This window comes from Flavobacterium beibuense F44-8, from assembly GCF_000769915.1.
Lineage (GTDB): Bacteria > Bacteroidota > Bacteroidia > Flavobacteriales > Flavobacteriaceae > Flavobacterium > Flavobacterium beibuense.
Genome location: NZ_JRLV01000004.1, coordinates 270,905 through 289,834 on the forward strand (window position 1 = coordinate 270,905; position 18,930 = coordinate 289,834).

Consider the following 18,930-nt stretch of genomic DNA (forward strand, 5'->3'; position numbering starts at 1 on the left):
CTGCTTTTTCTTTTATTTAGAATTAATAAAAATAATTTGGATATGTGATAACACCTAAGTAGATTTGCAATTTAGAATCAATCTAATTTAATTTAGAATGCAATCGGGCAAAATCGCAATACTTTTCTTTTTTATACACATAACCCTTACTGCACAAGAGCAAAAAAGGGATTCCGTTAATATCAATTCAAGCCTTGATGAGGTGGTTGTAACCGGTCAGTTTGAGCCACAATCCCTTAAAAAGTCGGTTCAAAATGTGCGCGTTATTACCCGTACTGATATAAACCAGCTTGGAGCAAACAACCTTGGTGATGTTTTAAATCAGTATGTAAACATAACGGTACGTCCCAGCGGTACCGACGGCCGATCTACCGTGAGTATGTTTGGCTTGGACGGACTCTACTTCAAAATACTCATTGATAACGTACCACTTGTTAACGAAGCCGGACTTGGTAATAACATAGACCTTTCCCAAATTAATCTTAACGATGTTGAAAGGATTGAGATTATTGAAGGTTCAATGGGGGTTACCCATGGTGCTAATGCCGTTAGCGGTATACTGAATATAATCACTAAAAAATCATCTAAGAATAAATGGGAAATCTCTGCAACCCTGCAGGAGGAAACTATTGGTGATGAATATGCCATGTTTGATGAAGGAAGGCATATACAGGGACTACAGGTATCACATACCCTTACAGATAACTGGTTTATTTCATTAAATGCAAACAGAAACGATTTTCAGGGTTACCTTGGAGATAAAAACGGACAGGATTATACCGTTAATGATGATACCAGAGGTTATAACTGGTTACCTAAGGAACAGTTTATGACTAATGCGCTGTTAAGCTACAGGCGTAATGACTTTAGGTTCTTTTACCGTTTTGAAATGATGGACGAGAATATTGACTATTACAACAGTCAGGTTGAAACCTTGTTTAATACCGAATTAGGCTCATATAAGGCATCTCAGGATAAGCGTTATTTTACCGACAGGTTTTACCATCATTTAAACGCTACAGGAAAGCTTTTTTCAAAGTTGGCTTACAATGTATCAGTTTCTCATCAAAAGCAGCAGAGAGACGTTGAAAGCTTCTTATACCGCATAACTCAGGATCAGGAAGTAAACAATATTACAGAAACCGATCAGTCCATGGAGGTTTTATACTCTACAGGGACTTTTAGTAATTTCTTTGAGAGTGATGTGGTCAAACTGCAATTGGGCTATGAGTTGGTTAATAACAACGGTTTTTCGGTAGTTCAGGAAGCTGATAATGTTTTTGTAGGCTTAAGGGAACGACTGGAAAATTATGATGTGTTTGCTTCTTCCGAAGTGAATGTTATTGAAGGTTTTTCCTTGCGTCCCGGTTTTAGGTATTCATTCCAGTCGCGTTTTGATAACCAGTATGCTGCATCACTTGGCTTTAGAAAACTGTTCAAAAACGATTATCAGTTAAGGGGAGCGATAGGGAAGTCTTTCCGAACACCAACTTTTGAGGAACTGTATACTAAAATGATATTTTCAGGACATTACTTTACCGGTAATGAAAACCTTATTCCCGAAACCAGTACTTCTTATGAAGTGAGCCTGAAAAAGAACAGTTATTTTGATTCGGGCTTAATGCTTACCAATAACCTGATTGTAAGTTTTATGGATGTGGAAGACAGGATCACTACCGCTTTCACAGGTTATACAGATGATAATGTACCTATGTATGAGTCTATTAATGTTAGTAAATACAACATGTGGAATGTATCTACAACTAATCAACTGCAATATGAAAACCTGTCGGTATCCTTTGGGGCAACACTGGCAGGAGTCTCACAGGAACTCAATAATGGGGATTTTAAGAGTGATGACAAATACCTCTATACCCTTAATCTAAACAGTAGTGTTTCATACAGAGTGCCTAAATGGAATACCACATTTTCGGCCTACTACAAATACAATGGCAAAACACAGCAATATACCGCCGATGAGGAAGAGTATGTGCTTACCACTGTGCCTGCTACAAACTGGCTTGACGCATCTGTAATCAAATCATTTTTGGATAACAGAGTAAACCTTACCCTTGGAGCAAGAAACCTGCTTGATGTAACAAATATAACCCGCACCGGCAGTACGCAAACCGGTAGCCATGCGGCATCTAATAGTGTGATGCTGGCTTATGGCAGATCTTATTATATAAAACTTATGTATAACCTTAATTTCTAATTATTTCAATATAATCATATGAAAAAAAGCATTTTAATTCTGGCGGCAGTAGGTTTATTAGCCTCATGCTCTAGTGACGATAGTGATAACAACAATAATGGTGGTGTTATAGATCCAGGCACGAATCCTATAGAAGAAACAGCCTATATTCAACCTGAAATAGGAGGGCCGAATGAACCGAATCAGGTGTATATCGGTTTGAACGGACCTCAGTCTGCCGTTGTGGAGCGTACAGCTTGGGATCTTGGATTCTATTCAGGGTCTGATTTTAGGGTAATCCTTAACGGTTCGCTTAAAATGGCTGCCAAAAAACTGGAGACTACCAATATTGATGAGGTACAGGAGCCAAACGCTTCTGTTACAGTAAGCTTTGCTACTCTTGCATCTTTGGGTTATGTTGATAACCCAACCGGAATCCTTACTGGAGATGGTAACGGGGAAGGTACTGCTATTGCTGAAGTTTCTGCAACAGACAGCGAGAACTTTGTTTACCTGGTAAATATGGGGTACGGACTTTCAACTACAGAGCCTGCTATAGGTAGTGTTAATGTTGATGGTGATCAACGTGGCTGGATGAAAATACGTGTATTGAGAAACGGAGATAACTATGTGTTACAATATGCTCCTATTGATGCTACTACACACCAAGAGGTTACTATTTCTAAAAATGACGAATATAACTTTACTTTCTTTAGTATGGTTAACAATAATGAGGTAATGGTTGAGCCTAAAAAAGGGGAGTGGGATATTAATTTCACCACATTTACTAACTATTACCCGTATCAGGGGGTAGATGTACTTTATCCGTTTGCTGATTATGCCGTACTTAACATACTGGGCGGTACAAGAGCCTATGAAGTTGTTACAGAGGAAGCCGACGGAGGTGAAGCAGCATACAATGCTTTTACATTTGCTGATGTGGATTACGGACTGTTTGAAGCTTCTGCCGAAGATCACAGGTTTGTAAGCTGGAGAACAGAAGCTGGTCCAAACACTACAATGACAGTACAAACAGACCGTTTCTTTGTGGTTAAGGATGCTTCGGGTAATCTTTTTAAATTATTGTTCAGGGCTCTTAAAAATGATGCCGGAGAGCGTGGCTATCCGGTGTTTGAGTATGAACAATTACAATAGAATCATTTTAATATTCATAGCTGTAAAAAGCAGTAGTTAAGTTAGTTTTTGTTTTTAATGCATCCCGACCGGATTTCATAGTTACCGGTCGGGATTTTTTTGTTTATAAGGTAAATATTGACAAATAAAAAACCCCGCTGATGCGGGGTTCACAATTTAAAGATAACACGAATTATAACGAAGCGACAAGTTCTCGCCACTCTTCAAGTTCAGGTATGCCCGGTTTTCTTTTTCCAAAGAACTGAACGATAATCTCTCCCAGTTCGTTGTATACCTCAATGGCAGTCACCATACCGTCTTCGGTTGGTTTTCTAACAATCCAGGTTTGGGCAATTTTATCCATATCAAGATGCAGGTTAAAATCAGGGTCCATAACGTTAAACCAGTTGTTATGCCACATGGTTTTTCTTACCAGTCCGGTGTGTATCTGGATATTCCCTCTGTTACCTACAAAGCACATAATAGGAGTCTTTGTTTCCGCAGCGCCTTCCAGCATTTTTACTACAGCTTCTTTTTCAATCTTCTTAGCAAAGTTTTCATTTGGAGCTAAACGCAATGCCTGTGTTCTGGTAACGCCAAACTTTTTAAGCATACCGAAGAACGCATGGGTGTCTTTTAGGTTCTCCCATGCTTCCTGAAAGCCTTTTACATCTATTTCAGTATCCGGTTTCTCATCAATGTTTAATGCAACATCCACTGTAGTTTCATCTGTACCTTGGTTGTCTGATGTATATTTTGCAACGAGTTCGTCAAAAGCAGCTTCGTTGCTGTCTTTGGTAAGGTATATTTTATGGATAGCTAAACCGTCTTTACCAAAAAACTGCAGACTTTTACGATCTCCGTGCTCTGATTTTTCGCTTACGGCAAATGCCTTGTCCCAATGCGCAAGGAAGATACGTAGATCGATATCCTCACCTACAAAAAGTCCGGCAAACGGACTGTTGAAATCAGGGTTAAGGTAAACACCTTTTCTTTCGTGTACACACTCGTCATTGCGCGTAAGTGCCATTACTTTACCAAGCTTTTCAATTTCTGTAAGTATGGCAGCAAATTCAGGCTTAAGTCGGGTTACCGTATCTCCGGTTTGCGTGGCTAAAAGCTCAGCTTCGCTTACACCAAGTTTTTCGGCAGCATTACGTATTCTTAAATGTGGGTTTTCGGCCTTAAGGGCATCCCACTGCGATTTAAGGTTATTGGTTATAGTATCCATAATTCGGGTATTTATTATTATGTTCCAAAAATTATTAACGGGTTATTATTAACAGGGTTAGGGCAAACGGTACAGGGAAAATTGTACACTTTGCTTATTATCTCGGGTGTAAACACTTTCTCTGGGGTGTTGTGTGCCACTACCTGTCCTTTTTTCAAAAGCATTATCCTGTCGGCAAACTGAGCGGCAAGATTAAGGTCATGCAATACCATTACTGCGGTATTGCCTTTTTTAGTAAAGTTTTTAATAGTGTGCAGTATTCTGTGTTGGTGTAGTACATCAAGGTTATTAAGAGGCTCGTCTAAAAAAACAAGTTTATTTAATACCTCGTTATCAAGCTGGGTAAGCACACGGGCCAGATGTACACGCTGTTTTTCTCCGCCTGAAAGCAAATTGTAATCACGGTTTTCAAGATGAGCGACATCAGTCTCTTCCATGGCTTTGAGTACCGCTTCATGGTCTTTTTGATTCGGGTTGGCGTTAAAATAAGGGTAACGTCCCATCATCACAACATCTTTGCATGATAGCGGAATGTCATGGCTGTTATTTTGCGAAAACTTAGCTTTGTTGTATGCCAGCTCCATTTGTTCCCACTCTTCAAAAGTTTTTTTCTTAAAGAAAATAGGCTCTTCATTCTTTCCGGTTTCGTTTGCTAATAAACTTAGCAATGTAGACTTCCCGGCGCCGTTAGGTCCTACTATTACTAAGAGTTCACCATAGTTCACCGATATATCTATGTTGTGTAGTATAGCATGCTTTTTATGCGAATAGGATATTTTGTAGGCTTCCAGCATATTACATCGATTTTCGGTTTCTTATAAGTATTACAATAAAAATAGGGGCACCCATAAAGGCAGTAAGTATGCCTATAGGCACTTCTGAAGGCTGTGCTATGGTTCGGCTGATGGTATCTGCCGTAAGGAGGAGTATTCCGCCCATTACGGCAGACAGAGGCAATATTATATTATAGTTGGATTTAAAGAGTAGCCTTAAAATGTAAGGAACTATAAGGCCTACAAAGCCTATGGTTCCGGCAAAGGCTACAGAGGTACCTACCATCAGCGCTGTTAACAACACTATTTGCTTTTTTATTTTTTCTACCGGAATTCCCAAATGCTGTGCATCGCGCTCTCCAAGCATCATAGCATTAAGCGCTTTTCCTTTATTGATAAGGAATACATAGGAAACCAGTACGATTACGGCTAAAATGAGGTTTTTGGTCCAGGTTGCTCCTGCAAGGCTGCCCAGGTTCCAAAAGGTAAGATCCCTTAGCTGCTCCTCTTTAGAGATGTAGATAAGAAAACCGGTTATGGCAAAACCAAGTGCTGTAAAAGCCACACCGCAAAGCAACATGACAACCACGTTAGTTTTACCGTTTGATGTAGAAATACGGTATACCAGTATCATGGTTAGCAACGCCCCGATAAAGGCCATTATACTAAGCAATGAGAAATGGAAAACTTCGGGGATGTATTGCTTAAACGAACTTCCCAAAACGATGGTAAGTGCGGCAAACAATGATGCACCCGATGTTATCCCGATAAGATCGGGTGTGGCAAGGGGATTTTTAAACATACCCTGCAGGCACGTGCCCGATACTGCCAAAGCACTGCCTATAAGCACTGCCATTGTAATGCGTGGCAAACGAAGGTTTAAAAGTACAAAGCGGTCACTTTGTGATATTGAACTGTCTCCCGACAGTATGCCCGAAAATAACTCTGCCACCGAGTGTTTTTCAAATGCATATACTCCCATATAAAGGGAAACTACTGCCAGTGTAACCAGCAGTAGTATTCCGGAGGTAATATATAACGAGAGCTTATTTTGCATTTTCGGCCAGCTGACTGTTTAATTGTACTGCAGCTTCTCCAAGACGTGGCCCGAAACCACTTAAAAGAGCACCGTCCATGATGATTATCTTTTTGTTTTTACCGGCATTGGTTTTGTCCATACCCGGTAATTTAAACACACCCTGTGGACCTCCAAGGCTTCCAACACCCGAGTCAAACATTAGTATAATATCAGGATTACCCTGTAAAAGGGCTTCAGGCGTTAGGGGCTTGTACTCTTCAAATCCGGTAACCGCATTAGTAGCACCGGCAAGTGTAATTACTTTATCTACAGGTGTATTAGTTCCGCTTACCATTAGCATATTTGCCCCACGGGCATAAATAAATAATACCTTAGGTTTGGTTTCTAAGTTTTGCACTTTAGCAAGATCTGTATCTATTTTATCCTGTAGGGATTTGTAGTTGTCATTGTTAAGTGTGTTTGCTACTTCTTCAATTAGTTTCTTAGTGCCTGCCGGGCTTATTTCCTGAGTGTAAATTTGGGTTTCTATACCGGCAGTTTTTAGCTTTTCTGCCAGTTCCGGGCCTATGTCTGTACTAGTTCCCAGTATCAGGGTAGGTTGAAGTTCCATTATGGTTTCTACCGAAAGGCTTCTAACATGTCCTAAATCCTTAGCAGTAGTTTTAACCGATTCGGGATAGGCACTGGTAACATCTACACCAACCAGTTCACTTTCATGACCCAGGGCAGCTATTATTTCGGTTACGGCTCCGTTTAGCGATACGATGCGTTGTCCTTCTACAGGAGCCACAGCTTCCTGTTCTGTTGTCGTTTCGTTGTTATTAGTGGTTTCTTTTTTACATGAAATAACTGTAAATAAAGCGATTGTAAGTAAGGTTAGAAGGCTTATTTTTTTCATTTGGATAATGATATTGTTTTTAATGAATCTAAATTAACGCAAATGTATTATTTTTATTTAGAATGAAAAAAAATAAGAACGTTAAAATAAAATAGCTTCACGGGAAGTTTACTTAAGGCGCAGTTTGATAGCTAAAATCTATTAAGTGATATTTTAAAACTGTGCCATTTATTCTGTTATTACAGAAACAAGACGTAAATTTGTACCCAATTTGTTGTAAAGCCATTAGTTGGCAAAAAATAGAGGAGAAGAAAAATGTTTGATATAAAAGCTGTAAGGGCTGATTTCCCGATACTTAACCAAACCGTAAACGGTAAACCGCTGGTATATTTTGATAATGCGGCAACATCACAAAAACCACAGGTGGTTATAGATGCAATTTCAAAATACTATGGAGAGATAAACTCCAACATACACAGGGGTGTACATACCCTTAGCCAGTTGGCAACCGATGCCTACGAGATTTCAAGGCAAAAAATCCAAAAGCACATTAATGCCAAGCACAGCTACGAAGTGCTGTTTACAGCAGGTACCACTCATGGTATTAACCTTGTGGCAAACGGTTTTGCGGCATTTGTAAAGGCAGGCGATGAGGTAATGGTTTCGGCAATGGAACATCATAGCAATATAGTGCCGTGGCAAATGCTTTGTGAAAGAGTAGGTGGTAAGCTTGTTGTTATTCCTATGAATGAAAATGGTGAGCTTATCATTGAGGAGTTTGAAAAACGCCTTTCCGATAAAACCAAACTGGTTGCCGTTAACCACATTAGTAACTCACTGGGAACCATTAACCCGGTAAAACATATTATTGATAAGGCACATGCTGTAGGCGCAGCGATACTTATTGACGGAGCTCAGGCAGCTCCACACTTAAAAATTGACGTACAGGAGCTTAATTGCGATTTTTATGCCTTATCAGGACATAAAGCATGTGGTCCAACAGGTAGCGGTATACTGTATGGTAAAGAGGAATGGCTTAATAAACTACCTCCTTATCAGGGTGGTGGTGAAATGATAAAAGAGGTAAGCTTTGAAAAAACTACCTATGCCGATTTACCTCATAAATTTGAAGCAGGTACGCCAAATATTGAAGGTGGTATTGTACTTGGTACGGCTATAGATTACCTTAACTCAATAGGGCTTGATAATATAGCTGCTTATGAGCATGAACTACTGGTTTATGGCACCGAAAAGCTACTGGAAATTGAAGGTCTTAAAATTATTGGTACGGCTAACGAAAAAACATCGGTAATATCGTTTAATGTGGGTAACATTCACCCGTATGATATTGGTGCTATTGTAGATAAAATGGGTATTGCCGTGAGAACGGGTCACCATTGTACACAACCGGTTATGGATTTCTTTAAAATACCGGGAACCGTAAGGGCTTCGTTTGCTTTTTACAATACCAAAGAAGAAATAGACGCTCTTGTTACTGCTGTTAAGAAAGCGCAAACAATGTTGGGTTAAATTTTAAAATACCTACTTTTACCGTAAAAAGTATTGTATGAAAAAGTTTGCAGCAATTGTACTATTGGCACTTTTTGCCGTAGGGTGTGCATCGGCACTTAAAAAGGAAAGCGACAAGATTTCGTTTGAATATGAAGCCATAACCAGGGGCAGTTACAAAAAGGTAATTGTAAAGCAGGATACGGTTATTACCATTAAAGACAGAGACCTGAAGGATGTGGTTACAGCAGGACTTAAAAACGGTGAGTGGAACAGCCTTTTAAAATCGCTTGAGGGTGTAAACCTTGAAGGACTTAACGAAATTAAGGCACCAAGTGTAAAGCATCAGGTAGATGCAGCACCAATAGCAAACCTAAAAGTAATACGCGGAGATAAAACCTACCAGAGCAAAAGCTTTGATCATGGTAATCCGCCACAGGAAATAAAAGATGTTGTAGAAAAAATTATGGCAGCATCTGATTTTAAAAAGAAATAAAACAAAATGGATATCAGAGAGATTCAGGAAGAGATAGTAGACGAATTTTCAATGTTTGATGATTGGGAAGAGCGTTACCAGTATGTAATTGATTTAGGTAACTCGCTTCCGCTGATTGATGAGCAATATAAAACCGAGGAGAATATCATAAAAGGATGCCAAAGCAAAGTTTGGCTTCATGGCGAGCAAAAGGACGATAATATTGTTTTTACTGCCGATAGTGATGCTATACTTACCAAAGGTATTATAGCAATACTTATAAGGGTATTCTCTAACCAGAAAGCAGCCGATATACTGGAGGCCAATATGTCTTTTATCGATGAGATAGGACTTAAAGAACATTTATCGCCTACCAGAGCAAACGGACTGGTTTCTATGATTAAACAGATTAAAATGTATGCCCTGGCATTCCAGGCTAAAAACTAAAATACTATGGAACAGCAAATTGATACTGCACAGCTGGGGGAAGAAATTGTAAAGGTTTTAAAAACTATTTATGACCCTGAAATTCCGGTTGATATTTACGAACTGGGACTGATATATGATGTAATGGTGAATACAGATCATGAGGTAAAAATCCTTATGACCCTTACATCACCAAACTGCCCTGTGGCAGAAAGCCTTCCGCAGGAAGTAGAAGAAAAAATTACCAAAATTGAAGGTGTAAAAGCTGCTGAGGTTGAGATTACTTTTGATCCGCCCTGGACACGCGACCTTATGAGCGAAGAGGCTAAGCTGGAGCTTGGTATGCTTTAAAGAAGTGTTAAGTCATCAGTTGCATTGAGCACAGTTTGTCATTCTGAATGAAGGGAAACGAAATAAAGAACCTCAGGTTGTATTTAGAGATCCTTCCTTTGTCAGGATGACAACCTCTAATGTATATATAATGGAACAAGAAGAAATAGTAAACAGGGTAGCAAACAGTGCCCTACAGGTTTTTGACCTTGAAGATTATTACCCGAAAGAAGAACGTATAGCTATAGATATTACGCAATGGCTTTGGCAGGGACTGGTGCTTAAGGAAAAAGATTTTCGTGAGGCGCTAAAAGACCATAACTGGGAACAGTATCAGGATAAGTATGTGGCAATATACTGCAGTGAAGATGCCATTGTACCCGCATGGGCCTATATGCTTATTACTTCATACTTACAGCCTTTTGCTAAAAGTGTAATGCAGGGAGAACTACATCAGCTTGATGTGAAGATATATAACGATATCCTTAACGGATTAGACTATTCTTCTTATGAAGGAAAACCTGTAATCATTAAGGGATGTTCACACAAGCCGGTACCCGAAGAGGCTTATATGTTAGCCATGCAAAAATTAATGCCTGTAGCCAGAAGCATTATGTTTGGAGAGGCCTGTTCATCAGTACCTTTATACAAAAAGCCTAAGGTTTAACTTTTTGTTAACTGTACGGTTTTACTGCTATTTATATATATTTGTGTAAAACCCCAACACAGTTATTATGAAAAAAGTACTATTTGCAGTAGCGTTATTTGGTTTTATAACGGCTAAGGCACAGGATCAGAATGCCGTGGCGGCCGATAACGATACCATTGGCCCATGGACGAAAAAAGGGAACGCATCCTTATTGTTTAACCAGTCAACTTTTGACAACTGGATTGCCGGTGGTGAAAACAACATATCGGGGAGTGTAGGTATAAACTACGATATAAACTACAAAAAAGGCCCGTGGACGTGGGATAATAAGTTTATTGGTGCCTACGGTCTTGTAAGAACTAAAAACAGCTCATTTACCAAGAAAACCGATGATAAGATAGAAATCAATTCGGTATTAGGTAAACAGGCAACCGAAAGATGGTACTATTCAGCCTTTTTAAACTTTAAAACCCAGTTTGCAAAAGGATACAAATACGGAACCGATGAAAACGGTGCAGAGATAAGAGACGAATATACTAACTTTATGTCTCCGGGTTACTTGCTTTTTGGTCCGGGTATGTTGTATAAAAAGGACGATAACTTTAAGATAAACCTGTCTCCTGCTACTTCAAAAATTACTTTTGTAGATAAGAACTTTACCCTGCCCGATGCTGCTTATTTTGGTGTGGACGAGGGTAAGTCAATGCGCTATGAGCTGGGTTTCAATGCATCGGCTTACTATAAGGTTGAGGTGTGGGAAAACGTATCGTTTGAAAACATACTTAACCTGTATTCCAACTACCTTGAAGATCCTCAAAATGTCGATTTGGACTATCAGCTTAACATAGTAATGAAAATAAACCGTTACTTAACCACTAACCTGTCGTTCCAAACAATTTATGACGATAATGCCTATAGAGGTTTCCAGATACGTCAGGTGTTTGGTGTAGCCGTTAATTACGGATTTTAATTAGAAAAGGCATAACATAAAAACAAAAATCCGGCGCTGTAAAGGCCGGATTTTCTTTATTCTTTTTCCTCAGAATGATTTTCCTTATAATCAGGATAAAGGAAATTGTTATAAGGAAAACGTGTTATGTGTATTTCTCTAACAGCCTCATAGACTTTTTCCCTAAATTCTTCGAAATTTTCTTTGTTAGTTGCCGAGATGAAAAGTGCATTTTTCTCTCCAACATTGCTCATCCAGGTAGCTTTCCACTCTTCCAGGCTATAATGCTTCGATGTCCTTTCTGTCATCAAATCATCTTCATCAATTACAAGAGGTTTATAAGCGTCAATTTTATTGAAAACCATTATAGTAGGCTTGTCAATACTGTCAATATCCTGTAAGATTTGGTTAACCGATGCAATGTGATCTTCAAAGTCAGGATGCGAAATATCTACAACATGTAAAAGCAGGTCGGCTTCACGAACTTCGTCCAGTGTACTTTTAAACGATTCAACCAGCTGAGTAGGTAGTTTTCTGATAAAACCAACAGTGTCTGATAAAAGGAACGGAAGGTTTTTAATTACAACCTTTCTTACTGTAGTATCAAGTGTAGCAAACAGCTTGTTCTCTACAAACACCTCACTTTTACTTATGGTATTCATAAGGGTAGACTTACCTACGTTGGTATATCCTACAAGAGCAACCCTAACTAAAGCCCCGCGATTGCTTCGCTGCACAGACATTTGTTTGTCAATGGTTTTGATTTTGTCTTTTAAAAGGGCAATCCTGTCCCTAACAATACGACGGTCGGTCTCAATTTCAGTTTCACCGGGACCACGCATACCAATACCACCCCTTTGTCTTTCAAGGTGTGTCCACATTCCTGACAGTCTTGGTAACAGGTATTGGCATTGTGCTAACTCTACCTGTGTACGGGCATATGAGGTTTGTGCCCTTTGGGCAAAAATATCGAGTATAAGATTTGTTCTGTCAAGCACCTTACATTCACCAAAAATCTTTGTTATATTTTTTTGTTGAGCAGGCGATAATTCATCATCAAAAATCACGGTCGAAATATCTTTTTCTTTAATGAAATGATGAATTTCATCCATTTTTCCGGTACCCAAAAAGGTTTTAGGGTTAGGTTTCTCCATTTTTTGTGAAAAACGCTTTATCACCTCACCTCCGGCTGTAAAGGTTAAAAATTCTAGCTCATCAAGGTACTCAGATAGCTTCTCTTCCGTCTGATTTTGGGTTATAATTCCAACAATTACAGTTTTTTCAAACTTAATTTCTTCTTTCTCCAGCATAAATGTTATTTAAAGAGTGCAAAAATACAAAATATATGAAAGTTGATTTTGTAAAAAAATCGAGGATAATTTAATGAAAACGTTAAATGAAAACAAAAAGTTACTAAAATGTTATATTTTTTTAATTTTGATTCCTTAATTCTACCAAAACTAACATAATTCTATGAGAAAATTTACTTTCATGATTTTCATGTCATTATTTTCTATTGCCAGTTTTGGACAATTGGCAATGGAAGGTTTTGAGACATGGCCCCCAACAGATTGGGGAATTTATGACAACGGTGTAGGTACTGGTACGACTACCACTTGGGTACAAAGCCCATTAGGAAGTCCTATTCAGCCTCCTTTTGAAGGCGATTATGCCGCTTACATCGCTGCGCAAAGCGTACCTTCGGGTACACCTGAAGACTGGTTGGTAACACCACAGTTTACCGCACCTGCTAACCCGCAGTTGCGTTTTTATTCGAGAACGGTACAGCCAGGATCGCAAGGAACAGTTTTAAAAGTGATGATTTCTACTTCATCAGATCCGTCAACTTTGGCAGATTATACTTTGCTTGAAGAGTGGAATGATGACGAAATCAGTGCTAGTGCTTATCAACTTACAACTGTAAACCTGCCAGCTGATGCAGTAGGAGAGGATGTTTATGTTGCCTTTGTAAGATCTGGAGGAAACAGCGGTGGAGGTGATCACTGGCTGGTAGACAACGTAAGTGTTGTACAGCAATGTTTGGCTCCTACTAACCTAACATTTACTAACCCTGGGTTAGACAGTGTAGATCTTAACTGGGATGCTAATGGTGCTACAGCATGGGAAATAGAGATAGTTCCTATAGATGAAGCGCCTACAGGTGTTGGTGTACCATATACAGGTACATTGCCATATCAGGCAACAGGACTTGAATCAAGTACTGTTTACAAAGTTTATGTGCGTTCGGTTTGTGATACTGACGGTAATGTAAGTGACTGGACCAATCCGCTTAACTTTAGTACCGTGGCACTTGGAGCAACCTGTGCTGCACCTATAGAGATTACTTCTTTACCGTACTCTACTACAGATAATACAGCGGGCTATGGAGATGACTACAGTGGTTCTCCCGGTGCTTCAGGCTGTGGAACAACTAATTTTTACCTTAACGGTGACGATGTTGTTTATGCATATACAGCACCAACAGACGGTGTAATTAGTATTGATGCAACTGATTTAGGGAGCTTTGCAGGAGTTTTTGTTTATCAAAGCTGTGACGATATAGGTGTTAACTGTATTAACGGTGGAACTGGTAACGGTACAAACCCTATCTCTATGCCAATAGTAAACGTTACAGCAGGTATTACATACTATATTGTAATATCTACATGGGCATCTCCTCAGTCAACACCGTATACTTTAACAGTACAGGTTGTTAACTGTGCGCCGCCTACAAACTTAACGGCAACAAATGTTGATGATGCATCTGCAGATCTTTCATGGGATGCAAATGGTGCTACATCATGGGAAATGGTAATTCAGGACAACGGTGCAGGCATTCCTGCTGGTGCCGGTACTACAGTAGCTACAAACGTTAACTTTGATGCTACTGCAAAAACAGACGGTACTCCGTTTGCTCCTTCAACTAACTATGAATACTATGTAAGAGCAGATTGTAACGATGGTACTTTTAGTGCCTGGGCAGGACCTTTTGCTTTTACAACTACACAAATACCGGGTAACCTGGATTATAGTGATGATTTTGAAACAGTATCAGGCTGGACATTAAGCAATGGTACCTCAGTTAATAAATGGATTATAGGTAACGCTGTAAACAATGGTGGTACTCAATCACTTTATATCACTAATGATGACGGAGTTTCTAACGCCTATACAAATTCAACTAATACGGTTGTTCACGCCTATAGAGATATTCAAATGCCGGCAGCGATAGATGCATTAACATTATCTTTTGACTGGAGAGCAGATGGTGAAAGTACTTTCGATTACTTAAGAGTATGGTTAGTACCTGCTACATTCAATCCTGTACAGGGTACTTTAATTAATAATACTAACGGTGTACAAATAGGGGGTAACCATAATCAGAATGCTACCTTTACTACCGAAGAGTATTATATTAATGCTTCTGCTTACGCAGGTCAGGTAATGAGACTTGTATTTGAGTGGAGAAACGATGGCGGTGGAGGTGAAAATCCACCTGCTGCTATAGATAACGTTAATTTTGAGTTTGTTGATTGTCCAATTCCAACAAATCTAACAGCTGGTAGTGAAACTTTAAACGGTGCTACTTTTGACTGGGACGGACCAACATCTTCAACTCCTACGTTTGACTACTATATAAGTGAAGATAATACAGCTCCTGCCGATACTACAACTCCTACAGGTAACGTATCTGCCGAAGATGTAACCTTAAACAATTTAACTCCGTCTACAATGTATCACTTCTGGGTAAGAAGTAACTGTGGTAGCGGAAGTACAAGTTTATGGGTTGGACCTGTAATAATAAATACGTTGCAAATTCCGGCGCAGCTTGATTTTAGTGATGATTTTGAAGGAACAATAAACTGGACATTAAATAACGGTACACAACCTAACCAATGGATAGTGGGTACTGCTACAAGTAATGGTTCGGGAAGCTCTCTTTATATTACCAATGACGGAGGTGTGACAAACGCCTACACTAATGATGAAGAATCAATTGTTCATGCATACAGAGATATTGAAATTCCTGCAGGTGCAGAAGACTTATATCTTACGTTTGATTGGAAAGGACAAGGAGAGAGTACTTATGATTATATGAGAGTATGGATTGTTCCGGTTACTTTTAATCCGGTAACAGGTACTCAGATTAACGGTGGTAATGGAGATCAGATAGGCGGCAATTATAATCAGAATACTTCATGGATGTCTGAAGCTTTTGTTGTACCAGCTACAGATTATGAAGGAACAACCATCCGACTGGTGTTTGAGTGGAGAAACGATGGTTTTTTTGGAGACAACCCTCCGGCAGCTGTAGATAATGTTAACCTTTCTCTTATTACATGTCCGGCTCCTGATAATTTAATTGTAGATAATTTAACGCAAACAACGGCAGACATTGCGTGGGAAGCACCTATAACAACTCCGTCTTCATATGATTACTATGTTAGTACATCTGATGTAGCTCCTGATGATGATACAACCCCAACGGACAATGTGCCTGACACAAATGCAACAGTAAGCAACCTTACTCCTGGTGCGGTACACTATGTATGGGTAAGAAGTAACTGTGGAGCAGGAGATACAAGTTTATGGATAGGGCCAGCAGTATTTGTATTACCACAAATACCTGCACAAATGGACCTTGAAGATGACTTTGATGCTAATGAAACAAACTGGACTCTTCTAAACATGGAGCAGCCTAATGTTTGGACTGTTGGAACGGCTGTAAGTAACAGTCCTGATAAATCACTGTATATTACAAATGATGGGGGTGTAACAAATGCCTATACTGCCAGCGAAGGTTCTACAGTACATGCATTTAGAGATATTGATGTTCCTGCAACTATAGCAGATGCTCAACTTTCATTTGACTGGAAATCTGCTGGAGATGATTTTGAAGGGGATTATTTCAGAGTATGGTTAGTACCAGTTGCCTTTACTCCTCAACCGGGTACTCAGATAACAAATGCTGATGGACAGCAAATAGGTGGTGAATACAGTCAGAATACTGAATGGACTACTGAAACACAAATCTTTAATGCGACTGCTTATGCAGGGCAAACAGTTAGATTAGTGTTTGAATGGAGAAACAATACATTTACCGAAGTACAGCCACCGGCTGCTATTGATAATGTACTATTTAAAGTTGTAACCTGTCCTCAGCCAGTAGATTTGATAGCTGAAGCAGTACAGGGAGCTTCATATATCAATCTTTCATGGACACCTACAGGTTCTGAAACACAATGGGAAGTTGTAATTCAGGCTATGGGATCTGGTACTCCTGGTGATGAACCTACTACATCTGTAATTGTTACTGATGATCCTTCATACATAGCTAACGATATAGTTTCGGGAGAATACTATGAGTTCTATGTAAGAGCTATTTGTGGAGAAGGTGATTCCAGTTTATGGTCTGGTCCGCAACTATTCTCAATATTCAATCCGCCGGGATGTGCTAATGTTGAGGTATTTGATCCTGAGCAGGATATTATTTTACCGGGTTCAGAGTATATAGTTTGTCCTGATGAAGACAACTGTGTGCCATTAAGCGCTAATTATATGCTTACTGGTGAGACTACTTCTTATGAAATAGAGTCTATTGATTATGCTCCGCCATTCCCGTTCACAGGAGGTACTCCGGTATCAGTTGGTACAGATGATGTATGGTCTCCTGTAGTAGAACTTCCTTTTGAATTCTGTTTCTTTGGGGAAATCTATTCTGAAGTTATTGTTGGTTCTAACGGTGTAGTCTCTTTCGACACAACTGATGCTGAAGGATACTGTCCTTATTCATTTAACCAAACAATTCCAAATACAGGATTCCCTATCCTTAATGCTATTTATGGTGTATATCAGGATATCGATCCTAACCAGGATAATGACGTAGCTAACCCGGATATTAACTATCAGGTATTAGGTACTTATCCTTGTCGTGCACTTGTAGTTAACTTCTCTGAAGTGGCTCAGTTTAGTGGTGATTGTAATAATAACCCTGATGTTGGTGCACAAACAACACAAATTGTACTTTACGAAATCTCTAATGTAATTGAGGTTTATGTTGGTAACAGGGTACCATGTACATCTTGGCAAAATGGTGCAGGTGTACTTGGACTTCAAAACGCAGATGGTACAGAGGCTTATGTTCCTACAGACAGAAATACTGGTGCTTGGACAGCAACTGAAGAAGCTTGGAGATTTACACCAAACGGAAACACTAACGTTGTATTCGAATGGTTACAGGATGGAGTGACTTATAGTGATCAAACAGATATTACTGTTTGTGTTACAGAACCTACTACACTTACTGCACGTGCTACTTATACTAACTGTAACGGTGAACTTCTTGTAAAAGAAAGTGATGTTACAATTCGTTTAGCTGAAGAGGTTGCTGTAGATAACCTTGTAGATCTTGGTGTTTGTACAACAGGAGAGATGGTAACTGTAGATCTTAATGATGCTATGGTTGATTTTGTTGCAGGATTAACAAATCCTGAGAACTTTACTATAACGTTCTATGCAACAGAAGAGGCTGCTATTGCTGGTGGTGATGATAATCTTGCTGCAGAGCATGAAACAAATACAACAGAAACAATTTATGTAAGGGTACAGGAAACAGGAAGTGAATGTTACTATATTGGTTCATTTGAAATCGTTATTTCAGATAACCCACCACAATTTACTTTAGATGGTGAGCTAGATGTTTGCGAAGGACAGTCTACTACTTTAACTGTGGAGCCAATTAACTTTGATCTTGCAGATGCAACTATTACATGGACATTAGACGGTGCTGATTTACCTGAAACAGGAGCAAGCATTAGTGCTACTCAGGCTGGTGTTTATGAGGTAAGTGTTGTTGTAGATTGTGAGGCTACTGAAGCAGTAACTGTTACTGTTCATGAATCTCCGATTGCAGATGTAATGGTAGATGTTGCAGAATGTGATTCTTTTGTGCTTCCTGCATTAAGTGCTAATAATAATTATTATACAGGTACTGGCGGAACAGGTGATATGCTTGTTGTTGGTGATGAAATAACGACAAGTCAAACTATCTATATCTATGCTCAGATTGATGGATTAGAATGTACAGATGAAACAAGTTTCGTTGTAGATATAGTTCCTACTCCGGCTTTAACTATTGCAGCAGGTTGTGAGGGTAGCCTTTATACTTTAGAAGTTTCTTTAGGTGAAGATTATACTGAAGCTGATGTTGTTATTGAATGGACAGATTCAACAGGTGCTACTGTTGGAACTGATACTTCTCTTGTTGTAGAAGAACCGGGAGAATACACTGTGACTGTAACTCCTACAGGAGATGTAAGCTGTCCGGCAGTTCTTTCTGAAACTGTAGATACTGTTGCCTGTATGATTCCTAAAGGTATCTCT

The 18,930-nt window shown here is 39.3% G+C and carries 14 protein-coding genes; 9 read left to right on the forward strand and 5 right to left on the reverse strand.

The window, feature by feature from the left end:
- The first annotated feature begins 97 nt into the window (after positions 1 to 97).
- Both Q763_RS04885 and Q763_RS04890 read left to right on the forward strand, forming a co-directional pair.
- A complete protein-coding gene (locus Q763_RS04885) occupies positions 98 to 2,215 on the forward strand; it encodes a TonB-dependent receptor plug domain-containing protein (protein ID WP_035131771.1) in 2,118 nt (705 codons plus the stop codon).
- An 18-nt stretch (positions 2,216 to 2,233) separates the two neighbouring features.
- Positions 2,234 to 3,349 carry an HmuY family protein gene (locus tag Q763_RS04890; RefSeq protein WP_035131773.1) on the forward strand — a complete coding sequence of 372 codons (1,116 nt, stop codon included), beginning with the start codon at positions 2,234 to 2,236 and terminating at the stop codon, positions 3,347 to 3,349.
- Between the two features lie 172 nt (positions 3,350 to 3,521).
- Here the strand turns inward: Q763_RS04890 and Q763_RS04895 are convergent, their stop codons facing one another.
- From Q763_RS04895 to Q763_RS04910, 4 genes are read right to left on the reverse strand one after another with little or no spacing between them, the layout of a single operon-like run.
- Positions 3,522 to 4,559 (reverse strand): hemin-degrading factor, encoded by a 1,038-nt coding sequence (locus tag Q763_RS04895; protein WP_035131775.1) that lies wholly within the window; start codon positions 4,557 to 4,559, stop codon positions 3,522 to 3,524.
- Positions 4,560 to 4,576: 17 nt separating this feature from the next.
- Positions 4,577 to 5,353 carry a heme ABC transporter ATP-binding protein gene (locus tag Q763_RS04900; protein ID WP_035131777.1) on the reverse strand — a complete coding sequence of 259 codons (777 nt, stop codon included), beginning with the start codon at positions 5,351 to 5,353 and terminating at the stop codon, positions 4,577 to 4,579.
- A gap of 1 nt (position 5,354) precedes the next feature.
- Positions 5,355 to 6,389, reverse strand: coding sequence for a FecCD family ABC transporter permease (locus Q763_RS04905; RefSeq protein WP_035131779.1), 1,035 nt, complete (start codon positions 6,387 to 6,389; stop codon positions 5,355 to 5,357).
- The gene (locus Q763_RS04910) at positions 6,379 to 7,269 is read right to left on the reverse strand and encodes a heme/hemin ABC transporter substrate-binding protein (protein ID WP_035131781.1); all 891 of its coding nucleotides are present in this window, start codon (positions 7,267 to 7,269) and stop codon (positions 6,379 to 6,381) included. The genes Q763_RS04905 and Q763_RS04910 overlap by 11 nt, the downstream gene beginning before the upstream one ends.
- Before the next feature lie 255 nt (positions 7,270 to 7,524).
- Here Q763_RS04910 and Q763_RS04915 point away from each other — a divergent pair, with 255 nt between their 5' ends.
- The 6 genes from Q763_RS04915 (at position 7,525) to Q763_RS04940 (ending at position 11,568) form a co-directional block, all read left to right on the forward strand.
- Entirely contained in the window at positions 7,525 to 8,739 is a 1,215-nt protein-coding gene (locus Q763_RS04915; RefSeq protein WP_035131783.1) for an aminotransferase class V-fold PLP-dependent enzyme, read from the forward strand.
- A gap of 37 nt (positions 8,740 to 8,776) precedes the next feature.
- Positions 8,777 to 9,214 carry a hypothetical protein gene (locus tag Q763_RS04920; RefSeq protein WP_035131784.1) on the forward strand — a complete coding sequence of 146 codons (438 nt, stop codon included), beginning with the start codon at positions 8,777 to 8,779 and terminating at the stop codon, positions 9,212 to 9,214.
- 6 nt (positions 9,215 to 9,220) lie between these two features.
- On the forward strand, positions 9,221 to 9,640 hold the full coding sequence (locus tag Q763_RS04925) for a SufE family protein (protein ID WP_035131786.1): 420 nt from the start codon (positions 9,221 to 9,223) through the stop codon (positions 9,638 to 9,640).
- A gap of 6 nt (positions 9,641 to 9,646) precedes the next feature.
- Positions 9,647 to 9,970 carry an SUF system Fe-S cluster assembly protein gene (locus Q763_RS04930; protein WP_035131788.1) on the forward strand — a complete coding sequence of 108 codons (324 nt, stop codon included), beginning with the start codon at positions 9,647 to 9,649 and terminating at the stop codon, positions 9,968 to 9,970.
- Positions 9,971 to 10,100: 130 nt separating this feature from the next.
- Positions 10,101 to 10,616 (forward strand): DUF2480 family protein, encoded by a 516-nt coding sequence (locus Q763_RS04935; protein ID WP_035131834.1) that lies wholly within the window; start codon positions 10,101 to 10,103, stop codon positions 10,614 to 10,616.
- A 67-nt stretch (positions 10,617 to 10,683) separates the two neighbouring features.
- Positions 10,684 to 11,568: a DUF3078 domain-containing protein gene (locus Q763_RS04940; protein ID WP_035131790.1), complete on the forward strand. Its 885-nt coding sequence runs from the start codon at positions 10,684 to 10,686 to the stop codon at positions 11,566 to 11,568.
- Positions 11,569 to 11,624: 56 nt separating this feature from the next.
- Here the strand turns inward: Q763_RS04940 and hflX are convergent, their stop codons facing one another.
- Positions 11,625 to 12,857 carry a GTPase HflX gene (gene hflX / locus Q763_RS04945; protein ID WP_035131792.1) on the reverse strand — a complete coding sequence of 411 codons (1,233 nt, stop codon included), beginning with the start codon at positions 12,855 to 12,857 and terminating at the stop codon, positions 11,625 to 11,627.
- A 163-nt stretch (positions 12,858 to 13,020) separates the two neighbouring features.
- Between hflX and Q763_RS04950 the strand changes: the two genes are divergently transcribed.
- Positions 13,021 to 18,930: fibronectin type III domain-containing protein (locus tag Q763_RS04950; RefSeq protein ID WP_157499318.1), on the forward strand; the 5,910-nt coding region annotated here is incomplete at its 3' end.